Genomic DNA, 23,135 nt, shown 5'->3' with positions numbered 1-23,135 from the left:
GAAGGACCCGGGCTGTCATGGCAGTACCCGGGTCTCCTGCTGATACCGCCGGCCAGGCAGTTCCGCGTTAAAGAACTTGATCACCACCCTCGGCGGGGCTCCGGCCGGCGCGCCGCCCCGGCCCCCGACGGTGCGGCAGGTGACCGGCTGGCTCACCCGACACCCAACCGCGCTGAGCGAGGACGACCGCGCCGGCCTGAAGGATGTCCTGGCCCGCTGCCCAAAACTGGACACGGCCGCCGGACATGTCCGCGACTTCGGCGAAATACTCACCGCCCGCCTCGGCGCCAGGCTCCCTGCCTGGATCGACGCAGTCGACGCCAGCCAACTACCGGGCCTCACTGGCTTCGCACTCCACCTGCTCCGGGACCTCGACGCCGTGACAGCCGGACTCGCCCTCCACTGGAGCTCCGGCAGCATCGAAGGCGCCGTCAACCGCATCAAGGAAGATCAAAAGGCAGCTCTACGGACGAGCTGGCTTCCACCTGCTGCGGAAGATGATCCTGCTGCAGTAGCCCCGCAGCGCAAGGATCTCACCCATGATGACCAAGCCCACTCTGACGGAACACCGCTCTCCATGAATCGTGTTCACCTCCCCGGCCGACCCATGGCTGGCGTCGGAAACGGCCGCGCTCGTGCAGCGAAGCGGTCTGGTCCTGCGGCTGGACGGCCGCGAAATGCGTGATCCGGGGTCCGTCTTTCGCACCTTCGCCCGGGAGCTGTCGTTCCTCGGCGACTTCGGCCACAGCTGGGACGCTCTCGTCGACTGCCTTCACGACTGGCACGGTCTCGGCCACGTGGACCAGGACCCCGTGATTCTGATCGAGCACGCGGACGACCTGCTGAAGTCGGACTTCCTCGGACTGTTCGTATCGGTTCTCGCCCAGGCAGCCTGGAACTCCAAGCTGCGCCTGGACCATACTGCACCCGCTGCTTTCACGGAGACGGCGGCCCGCGGCATGGACGTGGCGGTGGCGCTCGCGGACGGCCGCGTGCTCGTCACCCTGACCGACGTCGACTGGCCCGGTGGAGATCCCGCCTCCGCCCTCTGGACTGCCGTCCCTCTCTCTCCTTCGCGGACGAGGAGATCCTCAGCGGCATGACCATCAAGGGCATCCAGCTGTTCCGAGAACACCTCGGCTGCTCGATCCACGAGGCCCTGGACATCCTCCAGTCCCGCACTGATGAGCACCTGCATCGCGAAAATTCGGACGGCTACACGATGGATCGCGCCAGCCAAGCCGCGGGATTCGCTGAGTAGACACATCGATTGGATGAGACAGGACACCCGCACCCTCGAACGCCGCGATGACTCTCCGCGATCGCTCCCCAAGATCTGTGCCAGAACCCACAACCCGTGAATAAAGACACAAGGGGCCAGCTGCTTACGCAGCTGGCCCCTCACTTCATGCGTTTTGCACGGTCAACTCACATGGAAACGTGCTGAAACCAGTGAGCGTACGTATGGGCAAGCTCCACAGAAGGCCGCAGCACACGCTCCCAGGTATCGCCGCTCCGCATGGCCTCGATGTCAGCGATTTGCCTCTGGTACTCACCGTCGGCCAAATCCGGGACGTCTGGATCATCCGAGTCGTCTGTTAGGTAGCCCGTGATCGAATAGCCGCTGATCAGCACTTCAAAGCACTTCGCAACGCTCTCTGAAGGGTTGGACCAGACGTCCAACACACAATCGGCCAGTGAAGCGATGTCCATAGCCCAGGCGCCTGCGTCAGGCAGCTCCTCAAAAGGTTCGTCGCGGGGGCCGAGGAAGTCGCGTAGGCCTTGTTCAAACCGAAGGGCGGCGCCTTCTTGTTCCTTGCCTGCGGAGCGGCCAAGCGCGAAGTCTCTGATCTGCCCCACCAGCGCTGAGGCCTCTGGGTACTCGGACGTAACCCGTTCGTCAGCCAGTAGACCGCTGATCCGAACCAAACAGGCAGTCACGAGCAAGCCGCGTTGGAAGGGCTCAATCGATTCGATCAAGGCCTTCACACGTGCATCATCGAACATCGATACTCCCACTGGTCACCATACGAATTGGCTCCGTCCCGTACCGCGGACAGCCCTCCCCCATCGCGTCGCGTGACGGGAAAGACGCAGGCAGACCACACGAATGGCGCGCACCTGTAGGACCTACTGGACGACTGATCACCGCGCTGCAGCCGCAGCTGCACGAAAGTTTCCGGCAACCCATGATGGCCAACGCCGCTCTGCCACCGACCGAGATTGTGGGTCGCCCTCATCGCCGCCCAGGGGTACGTGACTGTCCTGCTGACGGGGCACCCAGGCGACTCACCGGGAATGGCGCTACCCCCGACGGATGACCCGTGAGGGGGTAGCGACCGTTTGATCAACCTTTACGATGCACGGGATGTATCCGGCGCCAAGGAGCCGGGCCGATCTGCAGAACCATCGACCACATACAACGAAACCCTGATAGGGGTGTCATCCGGGGACAGGTGTTCTAGCCCTAGGACGACATGCACGTTGCTGACCTTCCAGCATTCCGTGTGCACAAAGAAGAACTCGTCCGCGTCGAGAATCAGCTCTTCCCGATCGACCGAAAATCTCTCGCCCATCAGCGCGGCAAACCGGTCAGCCAGTTCCCGGGTGGCCCGGATCTGGTCCTCGTAACCTTCGGTGACTGCCCTCACATAGTCAACCGAATCCCAATCGACACTCCATTCCTTTAGCGTCACGCCGACGTATGCAGGCTCATCATCACACGCCGCACCCAGGAGAAAACCGCTCCGCCCAAGGCGCTGAGGATACGGAAGGGAAACTGATCCAACGGGCTCCCAGCCCACCTGGACGAGTTCGAAGGAGATTCGCTCTTGGCTCCACGGGCGTTCGAACCGCGTGGACATTTCCACGAGCTGCAGCAGCGGTTCCAATTCGAGATTGAGCACTATTACATCCCAACTGCGGAGACATGGAATACGCGAAGTGCTCCGCTTGCCATTTCCTCCGGGAACCATTCACGGAGGACTGCCCGGTAGAACGCAGCACCAGCTTGGTTCGATACCGCGTAGCGTACACCACTGCCATCCAGGGCATTATTCAAATCCAGGAGCCGTCGCGCCTGATCAACCGTTTTTGCTTCATCAAACGCCGTCCGCTGGTGGGTGGGATTGTAGAGACTCTTGGACCAGGCATTGGGGTGGTCATTTCCGGTCCACTTCGCCTCGGTAATCCAACCATTCGCATCCGGGCCGCCATCCACCTTGGTCAGTTGCCCGTTGTGCTGCCACCACTGCTCCACATTCGAGCCGGTGACATGCTCCTGGTATCGGAACCCTACGTTGGCTCGCTTCTGCGCCTCGCTGATCGGGTAATGCCCCTTCAAGGTCGGGCAGTTATGCGTGAGTACACCGGCTGCCCCCGCCCCCACGTAGTACGTGTGGAGGTCGTCGACCGTGAGGTTGTGGACGCGCTGCTGTTGGGTGTGGCGGCGGACTGCGGTGATCTGGACCTTGGTGCCGGCCGATGTTTCCAGCCACTGGCCGGGCTGGAGCTTGGTCGCGTCCGCCCATTCCTGCCGCTCGGGCAGCCAGAAGGGGTGATTGTCCGTTGCGGTGACGGATTCCGTCTTGCCGTCCGGTGTGGTGACCTTGATCTCGACCAGGTTCTTGTTGCCCTCACCCGTGATGACGGCGGTGACGGCCTTGGCCTCGATACGACCGGTGGACGGGTCAGCCGCGAGGACCTTGTCTCCGCCCTTCAGTTCCTCAATCGGCTTACGAGTACCGTCCGCGAGAAGCACCGTGGTGCCGGGCACGAAGCTGTTGTCACAGGATGTCTTCGTTGCCGTCCTGCGGCTGCCGGAATTGGCTGGCTTTCCTCCGGATTTCTTGCCCGACCACTGCTTCTTCGAGCTACCGCTGGAGGACCATCCGGACTTGCCACCGTCGAACTTGCTCCCGCCTGCCTTAGGGCCGGAGCGGGAGGACCAGCCTCCGTACTTTCGTGAGGGTGAGGCTTTGGTGGCCTTGCCGGCGTAACGGCTTCCGTACTTGGACGCCTTGTAGGCGATCCGCGCGCCGGCAATGGCGGCGCCCGCGACGGGGATCATCGACGCAAAGGAGATCGCGGCGTTCTTCCAGTCTCCCTGGGCGGCGTACCAGACGCCGTTGGCCAGGTCCGCGACCTCGCCGATGACCGGGATCATGCCGGCCACGTCGAGTGCGGTGTGGCCGTACTTGTTGACGGCGTTGCCGACCTTCTTGAGGCCGTTCTTGATCTTGCCCCAGAACAGGCCGTCCGGGTCCGAGAAGGTCATCGGGCTGTTGTTGGCGTACAGGTAGCCCTGGAGTTGCTGCGGATCGCCTGGGTCGATGATCGGGTCGACCGAGAGGAACGTGCCCGTGCGTGTGTCGTACTCTCGTGCGCCGAGGTGTGTCAGGCCGGTGGCCTTGTCCTCGGTGCCGCCGACGAAGCCGCGCTCCCCCGGCCAGGACGTCGGCTCCGCGCCGCGATCCTCACCGAACGGCTTGGTCGCCTGGCGCTGCACCGTGAGGGTCGAGGCGTTGATGGCCGTGGTGCCGGTGCCGTGGTGGTCGGCGCCGATGTAGGACAGGGTTCCGTTGGAGCTGCGGACGATGGTCGCGCCGCCCGGAGCCTGGTAGTAGCGGGTACCGGTGACCGTGTTGGTCGCGGTGTTCAGGGTGAGTTCGGTGGAGCCCAGGTAGAGGGTGGTCTTGCCTGGGTCCTTGCGGGCCAGGCGGTTGCCCTCCGTGTCGTAGACGTAGGTGGAGGTACCCGTGCTGGTCTTCGCCGAGGCGAGGTTGCCGTCCGGGGTCCAGGTGAACGTCTGGGTGTTGCCCGCGGCGTCGGGGCGCGTGAGCGTGTTGCCGGTCGGGTCGTAGGTGGAGTTGGTGGTGACGACCGGGCCGGTGCCGGTCTGCTTGCTGGTGGAGGTCGGGGCGTGCGGGCGCGGCTGGCCCGGTGCCGGGAAGGTGTTCGTGGTCTTGGTCGTCTTGGCGGCGTCGCCGGCCGGGTCGTGGTCGGTGACCGAGGTCCGGTTTCCGGTGACGTCGTAGGTGAACGACTGGTGGTAGGGGGCCGGGCCGCCGATCTTGCCGGCCTGCGGTGTGGTGTTGGTGCAGCCGCCGATGCCGGGGACTGACGGGCCGGGCTGGGTCGTGGTGGTGCCGGTGTCGGTCCACGCACGGGTCATCCGGCGCAGGTGGTCGTACGTAAAGCACTGGGTGTCACGTACGCCGCCCTGCGTGTTGGTCACGGAGGTGACGTCGCCGGCGGGGGTGTAGGTGTAGTCGGTGATGTCGACCGGGGTGGTCGAGTCCTCCTTGTCGAGCTGGGTACGCAGGAGCCGGCCGGTGGCCGGGTCGACGACCTGAGTGTGCACGACCTGCCTGGGCACCGCGCCGAACGTGGTGCGCTGGACCTGGCCGAGTTCGTCGTAGTCGGTGAAGTTGACGTACGTGGTGGTTGCGCTGCCAGTCGAGACGGGCAGGCCGTTGATGTTGCGGCTGATGTACAGCCGCTCCTTGGGCAGCCCGCCCGCGGCCGGCTGGTCGGTGAAGTCCGCGTCGCCGGTGATGGGGTCGTAGTACGCCGACGCGGTGTACGAGGTGCTCAGTGCACCCTCGCCCGCGGGCACGGTCAGCTTGCTGCCGACGGGCCGGTACACATCGTCGTAGCCGGTGACTTCCTGGCGCCAGGGCTTGCCGTCGACCCAGCTGGTGGAGGCGGTCGGCAGGCCGGGGGTCAGAGTGTCGTACTCGAACGTGGCGATCATGGTGCCGTCGACCGCGCCGAGGTTGCGAGAGGTGGGACGGCCCAGGATGTCGTAGCTGGTGAAGGTGGTGATGCCACGAGCGTCGGTCTCGGAGACCGGCCGGTCCGCCGCGTCGTACGCCGTGACCGTCGTCCCCTTGTCGGGGTCTTCGGAGCGGGTCTGGCGGCCGTGGAGGTCGTAGCCGTACTTCCAGGCGTTGCCGGCCGGGTCGGTGACCTGGGTCAACTGGCCCTCGGTGTCGTACGCGTAGCGGGTCGCGTCGTACTCACCTGTGGGGCCGGCGGTCTTGTACTGGCGCTGCTCGACGGTGCGGCCGCGCGCGTCGGTGTGGGTGCTGGTGGCGATGGCGCCCTTGGGAGGGGTGGAGTCGGTGCGGTCCACGCCCGGGTAGGCAGCGGTGCTGCGCCACTGCTCGATCGCCTTGGAGGAGAAGATCTCCGAGACTGGCCGCCCGACGCCGTCGTAGGCGACGGTGCTCTGCGCCGGGATCGTGTCGTCATTGGCGATGAAGCGGGTCTTGACCGGGCCGGCAGGGTCGTTGTTGAAGTACGGGTGGTTGGTCACGACCGGGCGGCCGAAACTGTCGTACCGGGTGTCGGTGATGACGCGTCCGACCCCGCCATTGGCGGTGACGCCCTGGCTTTGGATCGTCTGGCCGAAAGAGTCGAGGATCTCGACGTTCACGGCGTAGGACGAGTCGGCGCGCAGGGTCCTGGTGGTGACCGAGCTGGTGCTCGTCTGGGTCAGGTCGTACTCGATGACCTGGTTGGCGCTCTCGCTGCGTGGGCGGCCCGGCTTCCACATCGCGGTGATGCGGCCCAGGGCGTCGATCGCCTGCTCGCTGGTGCGGCCGTTGTTGTCGACGACCTTGACCGGCACCTCCCGCAGCGGGTGGTAGGTGGTCGTCGTCGCCCAGCCCTTGGCGTTCGTGACCTTGATGCTCGTCGGCGGGGTCAGGGTGGCCGGGGTGTATTCCGTGGTCGTCTTCGCGCCCGCCGCGTCCGTCGCGGTAGCCACGCGGCCGTAGGTGTCGTAGGTGACGGTGGTGTTGACCGAGAACTTGGGCTGGCCGCCCTCGAAGCGGTCCAGTTCCTCCGTGCTCGTGACCTGGCCGGGGCCGGACAGCGTGCCATGGGGCTGGGCGTCGTAGAGGGTACGGCTGCGGCCCAGGGTGTTGGACTCCGACGCCGTGGCGGCGCAGTCGCCCTTGACCTGCACGGTCTCCGAGACGCGGTCGATCATCCATGCGGCCGTGTTACGGGCGTAGGAGGTCGTGGTGCAGACATCCGGCAGGCCGTCCGCTCGGTCCAGGACCGAGACCGGCATGCCGTAGGTCGTGTCAAACGTCGCCGTCTTGGACGTGGACTGCCAGGTCTTGTCGGCGCGCAGCGCCTTGTCCTTGGCGGAGCCTGCGCGCAGCATCTGTGCGGTCAGTGCGGGCAGTTTCGTGCCGCGGCTGTGGGTCGCGGTGACCGGGGAGAGCCAGGGCTCGGACTGGGAGACGGAGACCAGTTCGCCGCCGTCGGAGGCGAAGGTCTGGGTTTCGCGGACGGTGCCGGCCAGCGGGTTGCTGTCCTTGATCGTGTTTCCGGCGATGCCGGTGAAGGTGGCCGTGCGCTTGGTGCCGTCGGCCTTGGTGTCGCCGTCCATGCCGCGCAGGTAGAAGGTCGCGGACTTGGATACCACGTCGGGTGCGGTGCCGGAACGGGTGATGACCTGCTCGTAGCCGCGGAACTGGTTCCAGGTGCGCTGCTTGTCCTCGGTGTTTTCCTCGTCGTCGCGGTGCCAGGCGGCGCCGCCGACGTACTCGTACCGGACCTGCTGGGGACGGGAGCCGGCGATGTTGTCGAGTTCGGTGATGCTGGCGACGACGTACTTGTGGAACCAGTCCAGTGTGGGGTCGAGCGGGCTCTTGGGGTCGGGGTTCCAGTAGACGGGGTAGCAGCGTGTGGTGTTGGAGTCTTGGGCCGTGGGCAGGCCTGCGCCGGGCGAGCAGTCCGCGTTGGCGTAGACGATGTCGGTGACCTGGCCGGTTTCGGCCTTGATCGAGCGGATGCGGTGCCGGTTCATGGCCGGCTTGTTGTCAACGCTGGAGTCGACGCGGTTGTTCAGGAGCCTGCCGTAGAAGACGACTGGCGGGGTCGTGAGGGTGGTGGCGCCGTCGTGTCCGCTGCGGGTCAGCGAGGCGAGCCACAGGGCCGGGGCGGTGCCATCCTGCGGGTTGGGGAACTGGTGCTTGAGTTCGTAGGAGTCGACGTTGTCGTAGCCGGTACCAGCGCCGTTGAGGACCTGGGTGGTGATCTTCGTGAGGCGCTTGGTGGTCCAGAACGTCGCCGAGTAGTTCTCACAGGTGCCCGAGGAGGCGCAGTTCTGGTCGAAGGGGACGTCCGGCCATTTGGCGGCGTTGGCGGTGGTCAGCTTGGCCGGGGCGCAGTCGAAGGTGGCGTCGGGCAGGCAGCGCTCGGCGGTGGTGAAGAGGACCTGGGCGGTCGGCTTAACGGTGTCCGCGTCGGTCAGCTTCGAACCGTAGGTGATCTTGGCGAGGGTGCCGCCGCGGATGTAGGAGGTGAGCGTTCCGGTGGGGGTCGCCTCCGAGACGCCACGCTTGTAGTGGTTGGTCTGGGTGTCGTACCAGTGGCTGATCATCCCGCCGCGCGGGTCGACGACGAAGTCGAGGTTCCAGCGCCAGGCCTGCTGGCACCAGGAGGTGTCAAATGTCGGCTTGTTGCACTCCTCGCCGGCGTTGTTGCCGTAGACGGGGGTGGTCCAGGCCGAGTTGGTGGCCGGCGCGGTGGAGCTGCCGGGCTTGCGGCCGACACCGAAGTAGTACTGGGTTCCGTCGGCCGTGGTGACCTTCCAGTACTCGCCGTTGTTGTCGCCGTTGGTGGCGCCGGTCAGCTTCTCGACCTTCGAGGCGTCGTCGTTCTCCAGTCGCCACGCGCCGGTGGTGTCGTCGCGGACGAGGGTGGAGGACTTGCCGTTCAGTGAGATGGTGGCGTTGTGGCCCGCGAGGCACTGTTCGCCGGAGCCGGTCTGGCCGTCCTTGGAGCAGGGCTTGAAGGTCCGCTCGACGAATCCCGGAGAGTAGTCCCAGCCCTCGCCGATCCAGGACGCCTGGTTGTTCGTGGCGGCGGTGCGGCCGTCGATCGCCTGGGAGCTGTAGGAGAGGGCGACGGTGGGCTTGGCCCCGCCGAGGCCGTCGGGTACGTCGATCGGGTACGACCAGGAGAACCCGCCAGTGTTTCCTCCGTGGCTCCACGAGCCGGAGGGGGCGAGGCTGGTGGCGCCGTAGGTGCCGGCGCTGCCGCCGGGGGCTGCGGAGGCGGCCAGTACGGTCGCGCCGCCCGTGCCGGCGTTGAGGCGCGTGCCGTTCGCGGCCGGGCCGTTGGCCTTGACGGAGATCTCGGCGCTCAGCAGGCCGGGGCGGTCGCCGTTCTCGACGGTGGCCACCGGGGTCTGCTTCTGGCACTCGGCGCGGTCGGGCGTGATGAGCGCGCACTCGGGCAGCTCGACGAGCCGGGCCCGGGTGAGCCAGTCGCCGCCGAAGGCGCCCGCGATGTGCGAGACGTCCACGGAGACCTTGACCGGGGCCCCCTTCTCGGTGCCCTCACCGGGCTTGACGGCCAGCAGCAGGCCGTGGACCCCGGCCTTTTCGGCGGTCTTTCGGTCCGTCAGGGTGACTGCGGCCTTGCCGGTACGAGGCCCGCCCTTGCCGGAGCGCGCACGGTCGGCGGCCTCCACCCAGACGGGTGCGGCGCCGGCCCTGGTGGACTCGGTACTCGGCGCGGCCGGGACGGCGGAAGGGGCGCCCGACAGGAAGCGCGCGCCGACCGGCGGCGCGGGCGGCGCCGCGTTGAGGTCCACTTCCGCGTGGCCGGCTTTGGGCCAGACCACGTCACGCGGCGCCCAGTCGCCGGGGCCAACCCCCGCCTCCTTGGAGGGATCGGAGGCGGCCGGCTTGGCGGCGTTCTTCCCCGTGACCGATTCGGTCTTCTTCAGCTTCTGCGGCGTCCAGCGCCGGGTGTCCTGCGGCTTCCAGTCGGCTGCCTGAGCCGGGCCTGAGCCCAGGATCAGTGCGAGCGCGACGCCTATGCCCACAGTTGTTCGGCGCGCGATGGCGGACTGTCTCCGCCGCGCGCGCGATTCAGACGGTGCCTTCACGGCACGCCCCCCAAAAGATCTATCGATACGAAGGTATGCCAATCTTGGCGGGCGAATCCTACGCCAGCGCATGACGGAGAGTCACCACCGGTGATCGCACTCACAGTCGATAGACTCGATTTGACGTGCGCGTTCTCCATGGCGCTAGCTGGAGCGCTTCTGCCACACCGGCAGATCCGAACCACAGCATCAATGGGGGTCCACCATGGGGGGCACAGAGAGAACGCGAGGCAGAGGCCGTCCGGCCACGCTCGCAAGCCTCATCGGCCTTGCCTTGTCCGTCAGTTCGCTCGGCGTACTGCCCGCGTACGCGGCGCCCGGAGGGCCGTCGGGCAGCCCGAGCGCGAGCCCGCAGCCCGGCGCCACCCCGAGCCCGGGTGCCACCCCGGGCTCGGGCAAGGGCACCGCCGAGCCCGACCCGAACCCGAGCGGCACGAGCAGCCGAGGCGCCGCTCCGAAGCCGTCGACGCCGCCTCAGCGGCCGCTCAACGAGCAGGAGAAGGCCGAGAACGCGGCCCTGGCCGAGGCCAAGCGCACCGGGAAGCCGGTACCCGTGGCCGCGGCCACCACCGAGACCGACATGGTCGTCGCCAACCCGGACGGGACCCTCGGGCTCACCCGGAGCGTGGCGCCGGTGCGCACCAAGCAGGGCGGCACCTGGACCGAACTGGACGCCACGCTCACCACCTCGCCCGACGGGCAGCTGCGCCCCAAGGCCGCCTCGAACGGCCTGACCATCTCTGGCGGCGGCACGGCCCCCTTGGCCACGCTCGACCAGGACGGCAAGAAGCTCCAGCTGACCTGGCCCGAGGCGCTGCCTAAGCCGGTCCTCGACGGCGCCAGCGCCACCTACCGCGAGGTCGCTCCGGGCACCGACCTGAAGGTGACGGCCGACGCGATCGGCGGCATCTCGCAGATCCTGGTGGTGAAGTCGGCCGAGGCCGCCAAGCACCCCAAGCTCGCAAAACTCACCATGGGCCTCAAGGGCGACGGCGTGAACGTCACCGCCGACGGCAGCGGCAACCTCAAGGCCGCCGACGCCTCCGGCCGCACCGTCTTCCACGCCCCGGTCCCCACCATGTGGGACTCCGGCGCGGCCGCCGCCGTCCCGGCCCAGAAGGCCGCCGGCACCCCGAAGTTCTCGCAGCTGGCCGGCGCCGCCGCACCGCAGCAGGCGGACGCCGACGCCAAGGCCAAGCCGACCTCCGACAGCGAGGGCCCCGGCGCGCACGCCAAGGTGTCCAAGCTGCAGACCGAGCTCGGCAAGGACTCCGTCGCGCTCACCCCCGACCAGTCGCTCCTCAACGACAAGTCGACGGCGTACCCCGTCTTCATCGATCCCGCATGGCAGCCGACCAGCCGCGGCACCCAGCACTGGGCGTGGGTGCAGGAGGCCTACCCGGACACCGTCAACTACGACGACTACGCGGACAGCTACGACCCGGGCGTGGGCTACCAGCGCTGGCAGTCCCGCACGGGCCTGGAGCGCTACTACGTCCAGCTCGACACCAGCGACCTCGGTGACAAGAGCATCAAGAAGGCGTCGTTCAACGCGACCCAGTCCTACGCGGCCGACGCCACCTGCTCCAAGACCTACAACGTGGACCTGCACTCCACCGAGCCACTGCTGTCCAACATCAGCTGGAACCGGCAGCCCCGGGACTGGGAGGTCCTGCGCACCACGGCCATGAACAGCGCCGGCGGACCGGGCTGCTCAGGCTCCACCACCCGCGGCGAGTGGGACGTACGCGACCACCTCGCCGGCAACGCCTGGCGCGGCAGCGTCACCTACGCCCTCTTCGGCAACGAGTCCAAGTCGAGCAGCAACAACGCCTTCAAGCGCTTCACGCGCGACAAGAGCAAGCTGCCCTTCTTCTACATCGAGTACAACCGGGCCCCCTACAACCCGTGGGATCTCGGCACCTTCCCCACGCCGCAGAACGCCAACGGCAACGGATGCGGCTGGGTCGGCGCGACCGCGTACGCGGGCATGAGCCTCGGCGCGTGGATCGGTGACCCGGACGGCCAGCCGAACGACGCGATCATTCACGTGGTGGACACCGCCGGTGACGTGGTCGCCTACAACAGCAGCTGGTTCGGGGCCGCCAACGACACCCACTGGGTGGCGACCCACCCGAACAACCTGTCCGACGGGCACACCTACTACTGGCGGATCCAGGGCGGCGACGGCGACATGACGTCGGCCTGGATAAACGGGTGCACGTTCTCCATGGACACTCAGCCGCCGTCCGTGCCGGTCGTGACCTCGGCGGAGTTCCCGCCGTCGGGCACGCTGCCGGGCTCCACGAAGTCGATCAACCAGCCGGGCACATTCAACCTGAAGTCGACCGACTCGATCAGCGGGGTCATCTCCTACGAGTGGGCCTTCAACTCCTCGATCCCGGTCGGCGGCGCCAACACCGTCGCCGCCAGCGCCGACGGCAGCGCCTCGATCGCGCTGACCCCCACCACGTGGGGTACGAACATCCTCCGCGTGCAGGCCGTGGACCGGGCGGGCAACCGCTCGCAGGCGCAGACGTACGCGTTCTACGTGCCGGACAACCCGAACGCCAAGACGACCCTCGGCGACATCACCGGTGACGAGCGGGTAGACTTCATCGCCCCAAACGCGAGCGGCGACCTCGTCGTCTACCCGACCGCCACGGACCCGTCCGCGGCCGGCGTCATCGCGTCGAACAAGGCCAACAGCCCCAGCGGCGCTGGCTGGGGCGACACCACCCTGACCAGCCACCGCGGCGGCAACGGCATCCGCATCGACGACCTGTGGACCTGGCGCGACGGACAGCTCAAGCTGTACCGCAACTCCCTCACACAGGGCGGTCTCGCGGCCAACGGGGGGCTCTATTACAACGCCGCCAAGGCGCTGACCGTCAAGCGTCCGCCCCTGTTCACCTGCTCGGTCGTAACGACCGGCGACCCGTGCGGCAGCGAGTACGCCAGCAACTGGAGCAGGGTCAAGCAGATCCTGGCGGTCGGCGACGTCCGGCCCGAGGACGGGATGACCCCGTTCAACGACCTGCTGACCATCGAGACCGACGGCACCGGCAGCCGCCTGCTGCTGTTCCAGGGCACGGGGGCCACCGGCACCCTGGCCGACCCGATCGTGCTCGTCCTCAGCAACACCGGCTGGGACAACCTCACCCTGATCGCCCCGGGCGACGCCACCGGTGACGGCCTGCCCGACCTGTGGGCCCGGGACAACACCAGCGGTGCGATCTACCAGTACGCCAACGAAGCGGGCAACCCCGGTGCCCTCGGCGACCACGCCAAGCGCACCCAGATCGGCTCCGGCGTCACCGCGGCCGCGTACCCCGTCGTGGGTTCCTCCGGCGACACCAGCGGCGACGGTGTCGCGGACCTGTGGTCCCGTGACAGCCGCCACCGCCTGCTGACCTGGAACGGCATCGCCACCAGCAACAAGGTCACCGGTTTCACCACCCGCAACGTCATGGGTGACGCCCGGATCTCCTCCGCCCAGTGGAAGCTGGACGAGGGCGCCGGCACCACCGCCGCCGACCTGCGCGCCGGCAGCCCGCTCACGCTCACCGGAACCAGCGCCGGATGGGCCGCCGACACCGTCGCCGGCACCGCGGGCAACGTCCTTCAGCTGAACAGCCAGAACGGCACTCCCACCACCGGGACCACCGGCCACGCCGTCTCCGGCGGCCCGGCCATCGACACCACCCGCAGCTTCACGGTGTCCACGTGGGCCAAGCCCGACGCGCTCGGCGGAGTCCTCCTCAGCCAGCCGGGCACCCGCTCCAGCGGGTTCATCCTGTGGCCGGACTCCGACGGCACCTGGCACTTCGCCATGGGTACGAAGGACGACGACAGCTGGAGCTACGACCAGACGCTCAACATGAATGAGTCGGCCAAGGTCCGCCTCGGCGCCTGGACCCAGCTCACGGCCACCTATGACGCCACCACCGGCTTCATCGGCCTGTACGTCAACGGCACCCTCGCGGGCACCGGCTACCACGCCAAGGCCAACGCGTGGAACGCCACCGGCCCGCTGACGGTCGGCCAGTACCGCTACCAGGGCGCTCCCAACAGCTACTTCGCCGGACGCGTCAGCAACATCGCTGTCTACAGCCACTCCTCGGTACCCACCGCCGAGGGCACCAAGCTGATCTCTGCGGTGAGCAGCGCCAAGTGCGCCGACAACAACACCGGCAGCAACCAGGACGGCAACCGCATCCAGATCTGGGACTGCAACGACACGGCCGGCGGCGCCGCCCAGAAGTTTGACGTGACGGCGACGGGCGAGATCCGCATCGCCGGCAAGTGCCTCGATATCGGGGGCGGCAGCACGGCCCAGGGCGCCCAGGTCATCCTGTTCGGCTGCGCCCCCGGCGCGTCCAACCAGCAGTGGCTGCCCACCGCGGGCTCCGGGTTCTTCAACCCGGCCAGCGGCCGGTGCCTGGACCTCCCCTACGGGCGGCTCGACAACGGCACCCAGCTGCAGATCTGGGACTGCAACACCGCCAACTCCCAGAAGTGGCTGGCTCCGGGCATGTCCAACCCGATGGGAGCCATCGTGTAACCCCGGTCCCCGGACCCGTCCCACCGAAAGGGCCCTTCCCCGCCGCGTTCGCGGCGGGGAAGGGCCCGCGGCCGTTTCCGGGGTAGCCGTACTACAGTAGACGTCATCTCATTTGGCCAGTTGGCGGTAGCAGATGAGGGTGCAGGCGAGGCTGGTGAAGGCGAGGAAGTGCTCGGCCTTGCGTTCGTAGCGGCGGTGGAGTCGTCGGCAGCCGGCGGGCCAGGACATGGTCCTTTCGACGACCCATCTGTGGCGGCCGAGTCGCTGTGAGGACTCGATGCCTCTGCGGGCGATGCGGTGTTTGATGCCGCGTCCGTGTAACCATCGTCGCAGGTGGGCGTAGTCGTAGCCCTTGTCCGCGTGGAGCTTGCCGGGCTGGCGTCGTCGGCGTCCGCGTCGTGAGCGGATGGGCGGTATGCCGCGGACGAGGGGCTCGAGGGCCTGGCTGTCGTGCTGGCTGGCGCCCGAAATTGCGACGGACAGGGGCAGACCGGTCCGCTCGGTGATCAAGTGGATCTTCGAGCGTACTTGCCCCGATCGACAGGATTCGGACCTGTCAGATCCCCCTTTTCAAGGCCCTCATGTTCACCGAGTCGATCGCGCAGCGGGACCAGTCGAGCTCGCCGCGGACGCCGAGTTCGTCGAGGACCAGGCGGTGGAGCCTGGCCCACACTCGGGCCTTGCTCCATTCGGAGAACCGTCGGTGGGCTGTCGCTCCGGACGGGCCGAAGCATGCCGTGGGCAGCTGCTGCCAGGTGCAACCCGACGTCGCGACGAACACGATCGCGGCCAGTACTTCACGGTCGCCGTGCCGGCGCCGGCCACCGCCTTGGGGACGCGACGGCGCCTCCGGCACCACCCGCTGGAACAGCACCCACAACTCGTCCGGCACCAGCCGCTCAACGATCCCCACCATGACTTCAGCCTACCCGCGAAGCCCAAATGAGATGACTTCTATGGCGCCGGCCGCCGAGGAGGGGTGCCGTGCACGGGGTGCACGGTTCCGTCGTCTAGGCGGACGAGGTCCCCCTTCTGGATGGTCTCGGCGACGCGGGGGTCATGGTGCCCGCGCTCACGGGGTGGTGGCCCGCAGTTCGGGCAGTCCGTCGGCTGCGGTGTTCAGGACCTCAGCCAGACGAGTGGCCAGTACGGTGTTGCACCCGCCGAGCTCGCCCGGCCGTTGCCGTTGACCGGCAGCCCCGCCCCGACGCTCGGGATGACGATGCCGACCCGGGCCAGTGCCTCCTTGAGCCCTGCCGCAGCGGCCTCGCCGGCCCGCATCGCGTCGCTGTCCCGGGTCCCGAGCGCTGCACATTCCTCGCCGGCGCAACACCGACCATCGCGCAACCGGTCCGGCTCCACGCCGAAAACGAGGAAACCCGACCGAGCCCTACGACACGTCGGCTGCGGCCGCCAAGGTCGTCCCATCCACCCCGGCGCGCATTTCGATGGAGCCACAGGGCACCTGCGGAGCATCCGACCGAAGGGGGATGCCGTGCCGACGGACAGCCTGCTCGCATACAAGGGGCTCGAACTGATGCCCACATGGTTCGTGATCGCCCTTCTCGTGCTCGCGCTTATCGGAATCGGGCTGGCGATCAGCCGCAGGCGGCGCTGACCTCCCCGGGCCGGAAGGCCCCACCACCGCGGAGAGCTGCGACACCGGGAGATCGCACCCCGGAGCGCCCGCCCCCCTCCCCGGTACGGATCAGACGGTCCCGTACTCCGGGCCGCGCGGCCCCAGGTAGTACGTCTGCTGCGAGCCCGCGATGGATCTTGCACGAGGAGGGTGCGGGTGGGTGACCCTGTGCCCGGCCAGGAAAAATTCCCTGGTCGGGCACGGTGTCAGATGCTGGCTGTCATCCGATGGTGCGGAGGGTATTCCAGGCGTCTTCTTCGACGCGCCAGCCGCCGCCGATGGTGGTGTTGCCTCCGCCGTAGAGGTGGAGGGTGCCGTCGTTGCGGGTGAGGTAGAGGTCGGGCGATGACGCCGAGACTGACACCACCGTTCGCAGTCGGCCGCCAGGTTCCCCGGTGCCGGGAACTGGTACCGGGGGAAGGGGTAGCGTTACCCCGGTCGAACAGCGGCAGCGTGGCGGCCCGTGACATCCGCGGGGCCGGTCACGGCCACGCTGCGCAAACGCGTTCGCTGCGGCGGGGACGGGGACGGGCAGGATCGCCGGGAACCGGAAAGCAGTTCGAGTTCGAGGCTCCCCGTGTGGGAAACTTCAGGGACGATGATCACCTTGACCTCAGGCCGCAAGACGCTTCTCACTGCCGGCGCAATTTCGGTCACCCTCGTCATGCTGTCGGGCTGCCAGGACACCCCGGGCGGTACGGCCGCCCCGGCAGCCACTGCCACGTCCGCGGCCCGGGCGCTGGAGGCCGCGCCCACATCCGCTGCACCCACCGCCGCAGGGGCATTCGATCCCGAGCAGGCCCTTGCCCAGGCGGAGAAGACTCCCTACGCGGCGACCACCACGTTCGACACCGCGGCTGCGGGCCAGCACATATCGACCATGACTGGCAGGGGCAATCACAACACCCCCTTCACCGGGCGGACCGAGATCCGTACGCCGGCTGACGTCCCGGCCTTCCAGGCCGTCTGGATGGAAACGGTGACAACGGCCGACGCCAACTACATCCGCAACCGCCTCCAGGAGGGAAGCAGCTGGAGGAAGATGCCCCGCGCCGAAGACAACGAGACAAGCTACGCGGGCTACGCCCGGCTGCTGCTCACCGTCGGGCCCTCGGCCCGCAAGGGGATGGAGGATCAGGGCGGAACTCCCACCTACCACCTCACCGGACACCTGGACATCGACCAGGTTCACTCCATCGATCCGCGGACGCAGCGCTCGATGAAGGCCAAAGGCGTGACCGGCTTCGACATCGACCAGTGGATCGACAGCCACGGCCGAACCGTCCGCTTCGAGCAGCGCATGGAGATACGAGGCGTCCCTGCCGTCAACACCGGCAGGTTCAGTGACTTCGGCCCGGCCGAACAATTCAGCGCGCCCAGCGACGACTGACAGCACCGCGCCGCTGATCCTCTCCCTCGGATGCCCAGGGCCTCCCCTGCCGTGGCCCTGCCACCCGTCAGGCCGCGTCACCGGTGGGGTTGCTTACCTGCTGCCTGAAGAAGCTGGAGTCGGCGGACGGACGGCGCTGCCCTTCTGCCACGTCGGCCCGCGCACCAGGGCACGGCCTTTAGCGCGACAGGAGGGTTTCCGGCCTGCGAGGGCAAGCTCGGCGAGCATTCTTAAGGCCGAAGGACCCTGGAAGGCGCGCTGGTCCTGCTCAAGCACGAACCGTTCAGCCTGATCCGCCTCGACCGCTTCCTCCACGAACGCTGCGGCGGCATGATCGGCTCCCTCTCCCACCAGATCCGCGGCGCCGCGATCGACGCGATCCTCACCGGCACCGAGGAACTCACCAAGCACGGCCTGGAGGACGTTCCGCTCGACCTCGCCGCCTCGCCCAAGCCCCGCAAGCGGACCGCCCGGTGACCCCCGACATGGAGCCGGACCCCACCGTCTCCCGCCTCCCCCGCCAAATCCGGCCGATGGACCGCGAAGGCGTCGAGACCTTCATCGTCCGCCTCGCCCAGGCCAACCACCTCCAGCCCGCCTACCTGCGGGACTACCTCTGCCCGCCGCCCCACCACCGCGGGAAACCGAGCTGGGGTCGGCTCGCCGCCGCCACAGGCCGTCATCCCGCCGCCCTCCGCGAAGCCCTCGAAGGCCCGGCAACCCGATGCGCCGAGTGCGACGCCCCGCTCCTGCCGAAGGGCACCGCCGGCGGAAGCCCCCGACGCCACTGCTCCGCCCGCTGCCGCCAACGCGCCCATCTGCGACGCACCATCGGCACCCCGACCTGCGGATACTGCGGGATCGAACTGCCCAGGACCCCGGGGAAGAGCACGCCGTCCTGGTGTTCCCCCCGCTGCCGCCGGATGGCGCACCGCCAAGGAGTCGAGCGGCGCCCCGAGTCACCGGCCCCGACCGCCTCCCCGGCGAAACTCTGCAAGAAGTGCGGCGAGATCATCCACCGCATCCCCATGAGCCGCCGCGGCCCGGCCGACTATTGCCAGCGATGCCGAGACCAGGACTACCTCAAGCGCCAGCAGAACCCCGCCCAACCCCTCGCCGGCCACAGCGTCCCCACGGGCCCGACATGCGGTTTCTGTCGCACCCCCATGCAGCCGGCCTCAGCGGCCCGACGGTGGTGTTCGCACGCCTGCCGACAGGCCGCCTACCGAGCACGGAAACTCGGTGAGCTCCCGGCGACAGCTCTCTCCCGTCAGAACCGAGCGATCTGAGGCACCAGCGCCCGGTTCCCGCGAAGGCGCCTGTGTTTCGCTGGACCTGCTCAGTGTGTGGCGGACCAATCGGCACTGACCTGATCCGCTACGGAGAAGCCGGTTTCGCAGTCCGGGCACGTCGCATCGCCGAAGACGTAGGTCATCGCGTTGGCGACGTCTTGGTGCCCGTCGGCGAGGGCGATGTCGTGGAGCCGGCGGCCGATGCCATCCATGACCGCGGGGCTGGCGGGACGCAGGGGCGCCGTCTCGACGTCATCCTCCGACAGCGCGTAGTCACCGCTCGTGGAGAAGAATCCGCGCTCGCCGATGACGATGAACAGGTTGGCTTCGCAGCCAGGACAGGAGACCTCGTACTCCTCGTTCACGAGGCCCCAGGCGAGGTCTTCGCCCCAGCCCACGACGCCTTCGAAGCTCAACATGGATTCCAGGAGAAAGGCGTACTCATTCCGATCGGACGAAGTCCGGAGGTGTTCATTCACCACTACCAGCAGGGTCTCGACCTCCGCGGCGTGCTGGGCGCGGACGTCGCCGGCCCCATGCGGCTGGCCAGAGCCCGCCAAGATCGCACCCGCCAGGTTCAAGGCGCTGACCGCCTGCTCCCGGTCATCGCGACCAGCTACGTCGGCCAGCCACGGCAAGGCCGCGAAGCTGGCCGAGTAGACACTGCCTTGATGGCAGAGCGCCGACCACAGATCGTTCCAACGCTCGGGGCTCGGCTCCGAAGCGATCTGATCCAGCAGCACCGGTATGTCTTCCGCCGAGCCGTAGGCATGGCTGAGTTGCGCCCAATCCGTCATGCCGGAATCCAAGCAGGTCAGTCCCATCCGCCGCGACTCCGGCCCTCGGACAGGGAAAGCTCCTGACCTGCACGGTTAAGGTTCGATGTCCCGAAACCGGTAGTCATCACGCTTCGATGGCAAACGATCAAGATCCGATGGCAGAGGACACGCCCTACGAATCCAAGAAACGGATAAACACCGGCATATTTAGAGTGGCGTGACACCCGGCGTGACACGTTTTCGGGGGAGCGTGACACGAGTGTCAGCACCCGCGCCGATGCCAAGAGCGACGGCGGTGGCAGCGGCAGCGGGTACAAGGAAGGCGGGGTGACGACGGAGCGCGTGGCGGGGTTACAGGTCGAACTCGAGGTGCTCGATGTCCGTGAACCGGACCTCGTCCAGGCTCCCGGCGCGGCGGCCGCCGTCCTGGAAGTAGACCTCCTTGAGCGCTTCGGCCGCGATCTCCTGGAGCTGGGCGTCTCTGGCGCCGGCCTCCTGGGCCTCGAAGAGGCGGGCGGCGTAGACGGGCGGCAGAGCGACGGTCAGGTGCCGGATACGGTCCTCATCCGTCGACCCGATCGGGGCGATGTAGCCCATGCGGGCGCGGGTGTGGATGACGATGCCGCCCGTGGACGCGGCCTTGGCCTTGGCCTTGGCCCGGATCTGAGGCTGCCAGCGCTTCTTCACCTCGCGCTCTAGGCGCGCGGCGAGGTCGGGGCGGGGCTTCTTGATGCGGTCCTTCACGTACCGCTCGACGGTGCGCTGGGAGACCCGCAGCATCTGGGCGACTGCCTTGGTGCCGCCCAGCTGCTTGACCAGGTACCGCATCTGCGGGCCCGCGTTCTTCGGTGCCGGGCGGGTGAACGCCTTCTGCACCGCCTTCTCCAGGCCGTCCCCGATCAGGCTCATGGTGGCCTTCCCCTACTCTCCGTTGTCGATGTCGGTGACGGTGCCGTCCTTGACGGACCGGGCGAGGTTGAGCTCCGGGGCGTTGAACCGCTCGCGGACTTCCTCGCCCCACAGGACGGACTGGGTGCCCTCGTGCTTGACCAGGCCAGGGTTGATGCCAAGCTTGAAGCCACCGGGCAACGGCTTGCCCTCCCGGTAGGGCAGGAAGTCCAGCGGCGAGGGCCCGCTGGCCGCGTAGACGACGCAGTCGGACAGGATCGCGATCGGGTACTGCCCGGTGAACGCCGCGTGCTTGACAATCTTGCGGTGGAGGTTGATCCGGGTGCGGGAGATGACCGCCGCCCGGATGTCCGGCCGCCACGTTGGGCGTTCCAGGGCCCGCCACCGCTCGCCCGGCCGCCAGCCCTCGCCCCGGGGGCGCTCGCGCAGCTTGCCCAGGCCGCCCTTGACCGTCGCCTTGATCGCCGAGATGACGATCGTCAGCTCCGGGTCGCGCTCCTTGTAGCCGTCCATCGCGGCGAGGAAGTCCTCCGGCGACAGATCGGCGTCGACGCCGAGGTCGGCCATCGTGGCGAGGTAGGCGTCACGCAGCCGCTGGTACCAGCCGTCCAGGTAGCGGCCGTTTTCGTACCGGACCCACGCCTCGATCGGTGCGACGTCGTAGCCGAGCTCCTGGGCGTAGGCGACGGTGGGCGTCGCGTACCAGGCCGGGCCCGTCGGGCGGTCGCCCTTCGGCGTGAACGGGGAGGGCAGCAGCGAGCCGTCCAGCTCCACCCACTCCTTGCCGACCTTCACCCTAGACAGGTCGACGTGGGACAGGTCGACCAGCCACGAGCCGGGCAGCTTCGGGTCGAACGCGGGTGCCTTGACGTGCGTCGGCTCACCGAGGCCGACGTTCAGCCCGTTCGCGCCGGCGGCGAAGGCCATGTTCACGTCCAGGCCGACCAGGTAGCGCAGGGTGCACTCGGCATCGGTCATCGGCCGTGCCCAGTCGTACGCCTCCTCGAACAGCTTCTCCGCCGGGCCGCGCACGTGGAAGCGCGGCAGATCCTTGAGCAGCGGGTGCCCGTCCGGGGCCTCGCACGGCGCGCAGTCCACCGGGTCCTTGCCCAGCGACCCGGGCGTCTTGTCGTCGGCCTGCCGCAGGACGCCGGTCTCCTCATCCCGCACGGCATAAGTCGGCGGGTGCAGCGCGGTCATCAGCTCCAGGCCGGTGACAGCGGTGGAGCCGCGCGGCGTCATCACCCGGGACGCGTACACGCCCAGGCAGCGGGCGAGCTCCACCGGCGGCAGCTGACCGGCCTCGCCCCAGAACCGGGCGTCCAGCGCGTTCCACGACGGGATACACAACTGCACGCACTGGCGGTCCGCGCCCTTGGCCGGACGGTAGATCCGCGCCCACGGCCCGAACCCGCGCTTGGTCAGCTGCCAGTCGGCGCGGGTCAGCTGCTTGATGACCTTGTGGCCCTCCGGGATCCGCCCGGCGTGCTTCTCCTCCTCCGTGAGCGCGACGGGCAGGCCATAGCGCTCCAGGGCGGCCTCGGTGAGGACGAGGAGCGGGTCGGCGTCCTTGCCGGGTCCGGACAGCTTCGGCTGCCCGAGCTTCGCGGCCTTGAGGGTCCAGTCGACCAGGGCGGGGAGGGACTTGGCGGGCACGTCCAGGACCAGGCCGCCGGTGCAGTACGCCAGCACCTGCCCGTCCTCGTCGACGTCGACGACCGCGAGCGGGCCGTTCTCGAAGCGGGGGTCGGTGCCGCCCGCCGGGGTGCCGGCGGGGGCCGCCTTCTTCACGCCCGGACGCCGCGACGTCCCTGACGGCCTGGTCGCGGCCGCCGGACGGAAGTCGGCCGCCGGGGCAGCGGCGATGGGGGCCGGATTTGTGGACAGAGTCGGCGCTTCGGCGGGCGCGGGCGCGCCGGTGAACGTGGCGGGCACCGGGACGGCCGGCTCCTCGGGCGTGGGGTAGAGCTCGGCGAGCTGCGCCAGCAGCCGTGCGTACGCCTCGCGTTCCGGGCCGCGGGGCTCGGTCGGCTTCGTGAGCGACTCCCACGCGGACACGGTGGCCCGCCGCACACGCAGCGCGGCGGCGACTTCGTCCAGCGTCAAACCGTGCGCCACTCGCAGTCGCTTGCGCTCCGCTGCCAGCGGCAGGGCGGCGCGGGACGCGACCAATGCGTCGACCGCATCGAACAACTCGGACATGCAACACCTCCTGATCACAGACTACATTCGAACCGTACGCATAGCGCACATTGACCGTACGAATCGCGTACGAAGTTGTTTTCAAGGGGGCTCCGTTTCACGCTGACGTCTCCAGATAGAGGCGCCGTGGCGGCACGGGCACCCTCCCGGCCGCACGGGCCGAGCGGCTGCGCGCGACGCATGCCTCTGTCGGTCGCGCCCTGGCGGGCCGTACCGGCGCTCGCTTGAGCTCCGTGCTCGGAGTCCAGCCGAGACGTTGCGGCCGGAGGTGGTTGAGCCCCTGCCGGGGTCGGCCTATGGCGCCAGCCGCCGAGGAGGGGGGTGCCGTGCACGGTATGCACGGGCGCAGCGGCGGGCAGGCCACGGGCCGCGGTGCGCACCACTCGACCGGTGCGCGGCTTCGCCGCCGGGGGCCGGTTGCTGGTCAGGCCGGTTGCTTCCCGC

Annotated in this window: 14 protein-coding genes and 1 pseudogene; 7 read left to right on the top strand and 8 right to left on the bottom strand. The window is 68.4% G+C overall.

Translation table 11 applies throughout. From position 1 onward, the window contains the following. Positions 1 to 139: 139 nt before the first annotated feature. Genes ACFWW8_RS26360 through ACFWW8_RS26350 form a run of 3 tightly spaced genes read left to right on the top strand, consistent with a single transcriptional unit; the run spans position 140 to position 1,261 of the window. Positions 140 to 685 carry a hypothetical protein gene (locus ACFWW8_RS26360; RefSeq protein WP_386531896.1) on the top strand — a complete coding sequence of 182 codons (546 nt, stop codon included), beginning with the start codon at positions 140 to 142 and terminating at the stop codon, positions 683 to 685. Then, positions 678 to 1,103, top strand: coding sequence for a barstar family protein (locus tag ACFWW8_RS26355; RefSeq protein ID WP_386531894.1), 426 nt, complete (start codon positions 678 to 680; stop codon positions 1,101 to 1,103). Before ACFWW8_RS26360 ends, ACFWW8_RS26355 begins: the two co-directional genes overlap by 8 nt. Beyond that, on the top strand, positions 1,100 to 1,261 hold the full coding sequence (locus ACFWW8_RS26350; protein WP_386531893.1) for a hypothetical protein: 162 nt from the start codon (positions 1,100 to 1,102) through the stop codon (positions 1,259 to 1,261). The genes ACFWW8_RS26355 and ACFWW8_RS26350 overlap by 4 nt, the downstream gene beginning before the upstream one ends. Before the next feature lie 167 nt (positions 1,262 to 1,428). Here ACFWW8_RS26350 and ACFWW8_RS26345 read toward each other — a convergent pair whose 3' ends face one another. The 3 genes from ACFWW8_RS26345 to ACFWW8_RS26335 all read right to left on the bottom strand — a co-directional run bounded on the left by ACFWW8_RS26345 (position 1,429) and on the right by ACFWW8_RS26335 (position 9,853). Further along, positions 1,429 to 2,007: a hypothetical protein gene (locus ACFWW8_RS26345; protein WP_386531892.1), complete on the bottom strand. Its 579-nt coding sequence runs from the start codon at positions 2,005 to 2,007 to the stop codon at positions 1,429 to 1,431. Between the two features lie 347 nt (positions 2,008 to 2,354). After that, on the bottom strand, positions 2,355 to 2,906 hold the full coding sequence (locus ACFWW8_RS26340; protein ID WP_386531890.1) for a hypothetical protein: 552 nt from the start codon (positions 2,904 to 2,906) through the stop codon (positions 2,355 to 2,357). Between the two features lie 2 nt (positions 2,907 to 2,908). Continuing rightward, a complete protein-coding gene (locus tag ACFWW8_RS26335; RefSeq protein WP_386531888.1) occupies positions 2,909 to 9,853 on the bottom strand; it encodes a polymorphic toxin-type HINT domain-containing protein in 6,945 nt (2,314 codons plus the stop codon). Between the two features lie 337 nt (positions 9,854 to 10,190). Here ACFWW8_RS26335 and ACFWW8_RS26330 point away from each other — a divergent pair, with 337 nt between their 5' ends. Next, positions 10,191 to 14,480, top strand: coding sequence for a ricin-type beta-trefoil lectin domain protein (locus ACFWW8_RS26330; RefSeq protein ID WP_386531886.1), 4,290 nt, complete (start codon positions 10,191 to 10,193; stop codon positions 14,478 to 14,480). 108 nt (positions 14,481 to 14,588) lie between these two features. Here ACFWW8_RS26330 and ACFWW8_RS26325 read toward each other — a convergent pair. Then, positions 14,589 to 15,396 (bottom strand): annotated as a pseudogene (locus ACFWW8_RS26325) (IS5 family transposase). 579 nt (positions 15,397 to 15,975) lie between these two features. Here ACFWW8_RS26325 and ACFWW8_RS26320 point away from each other — a divergent pair. Then, positions 15,976 to 16,098 (top strand): hypothetical protein, encoded by a 123-nt coding sequence (locus ACFWW8_RS26320; RefSeq protein ID WP_386531885.1) that lies wholly within the window; start codon positions 15,976 to 15,978, stop codon positions 16,096 to 16,098. 241 nt (positions 16,099 to 16,339) lie between these two features. Here ACFWW8_RS26320 and ACFWW8_RS26315 read toward each other — a convergent pair whose 3' ends face one another. Continuing rightward, the gene (locus tag ACFWW8_RS26315; protein WP_386531883.1) at positions 16,340 to 16,486 is read right to left on the bottom strand and encodes a hypothetical protein; all 147 of its coding nucleotides are present in this window, start codon (positions 16,484 to 16,486) and stop codon (positions 16,340 to 16,342) included. Between the two features lie 231 nt (positions 16,487 to 16,717). Between ACFWW8_RS26315 and ACFWW8_RS26310 the strand changes: the two genes are divergently transcribed. Both ACFWW8_RS26310 and ACFWW8_RS26305 read left to right on the top strand, forming a co-directional pair. Beyond that, positions 16,718 to 17,509: a hypothetical protein gene (locus tag ACFWW8_RS26310; protein ID WP_386531881.1), complete on the top strand. Its 792-nt coding sequence runs from the start codon at positions 16,718 to 16,720 to the stop codon at positions 17,507 to 17,509. Between the two features lie 330 nt (positions 17,510 to 17,839). Then, positions 17,840 to 17,986, top strand: a complete 147-nt coding sequence (locus ACFWW8_RS26305; protein ID WP_386531879.1) for a hypothetical protein — start codon at positions 17,840 to 17,842, stop codon at positions 17,984 to 17,986. An 862-nt stretch (positions 17,987 to 18,848) separates the two neighbouring features. Here ACFWW8_RS26305 and ACFWW8_RS26300 read toward each other — a convergent pair. The 3 genes from ACFWW8_RS26300 to tap all read right to left on the bottom strand — a co-directional run bounded on the left by ACFWW8_RS26300 (position 18,849) and on the right by tap (position 22,691). Beyond that, positions 18,849 to 19,598 carry a hypothetical protein gene (locus ACFWW8_RS26300; protein WP_386531877.1) on the bottom strand — a complete coding sequence of 250 codons (750 nt, stop codon included), beginning with the start codon at positions 19,596 to 19,598 and terminating at the stop codon, positions 18,849 to 18,851. A gap of 333 nt (positions 19,599 to 19,931) precedes the next feature. After that, entirely contained in the window at positions 19,932 to 20,489 is a 558-nt protein-coding gene (gene tpg, locus ACFWW8_RS26295) for a telomere-protecting terminal protein Tpg (protein ID WP_386531875.1), read from the bottom strand. Between the two features lie 12 nt (positions 20,490 to 20,501). Beyond that, positions 20,502 to 22,691 carry a telomere-associated protein Tap gene (gene tap, locus ACFWW8_RS26290; RefSeq protein WP_386531874.1) on the bottom strand — a complete coding sequence of 730 codons (2,190 nt, stop codon included), beginning with the start codon at positions 22,689 to 22,691 and terminating at the stop codon, positions 20,502 to 20,504. Positions 22,692 to 23,135: the final 444 nt, after the last annotated feature.

The organism is Streptomyces sp. NPDC058701, assembly GCF_042715295.1.
GTDB lineage: Bacteria > Actinomycetota > Actinomycetes > Streptomycetales > Streptomycetaceae > Streptomyces.
The sequence above is the reverse complement of the archived record's forward strand: the minus strand, read 5'-3'. Positions and strand labels throughout refer to the sequence as shown.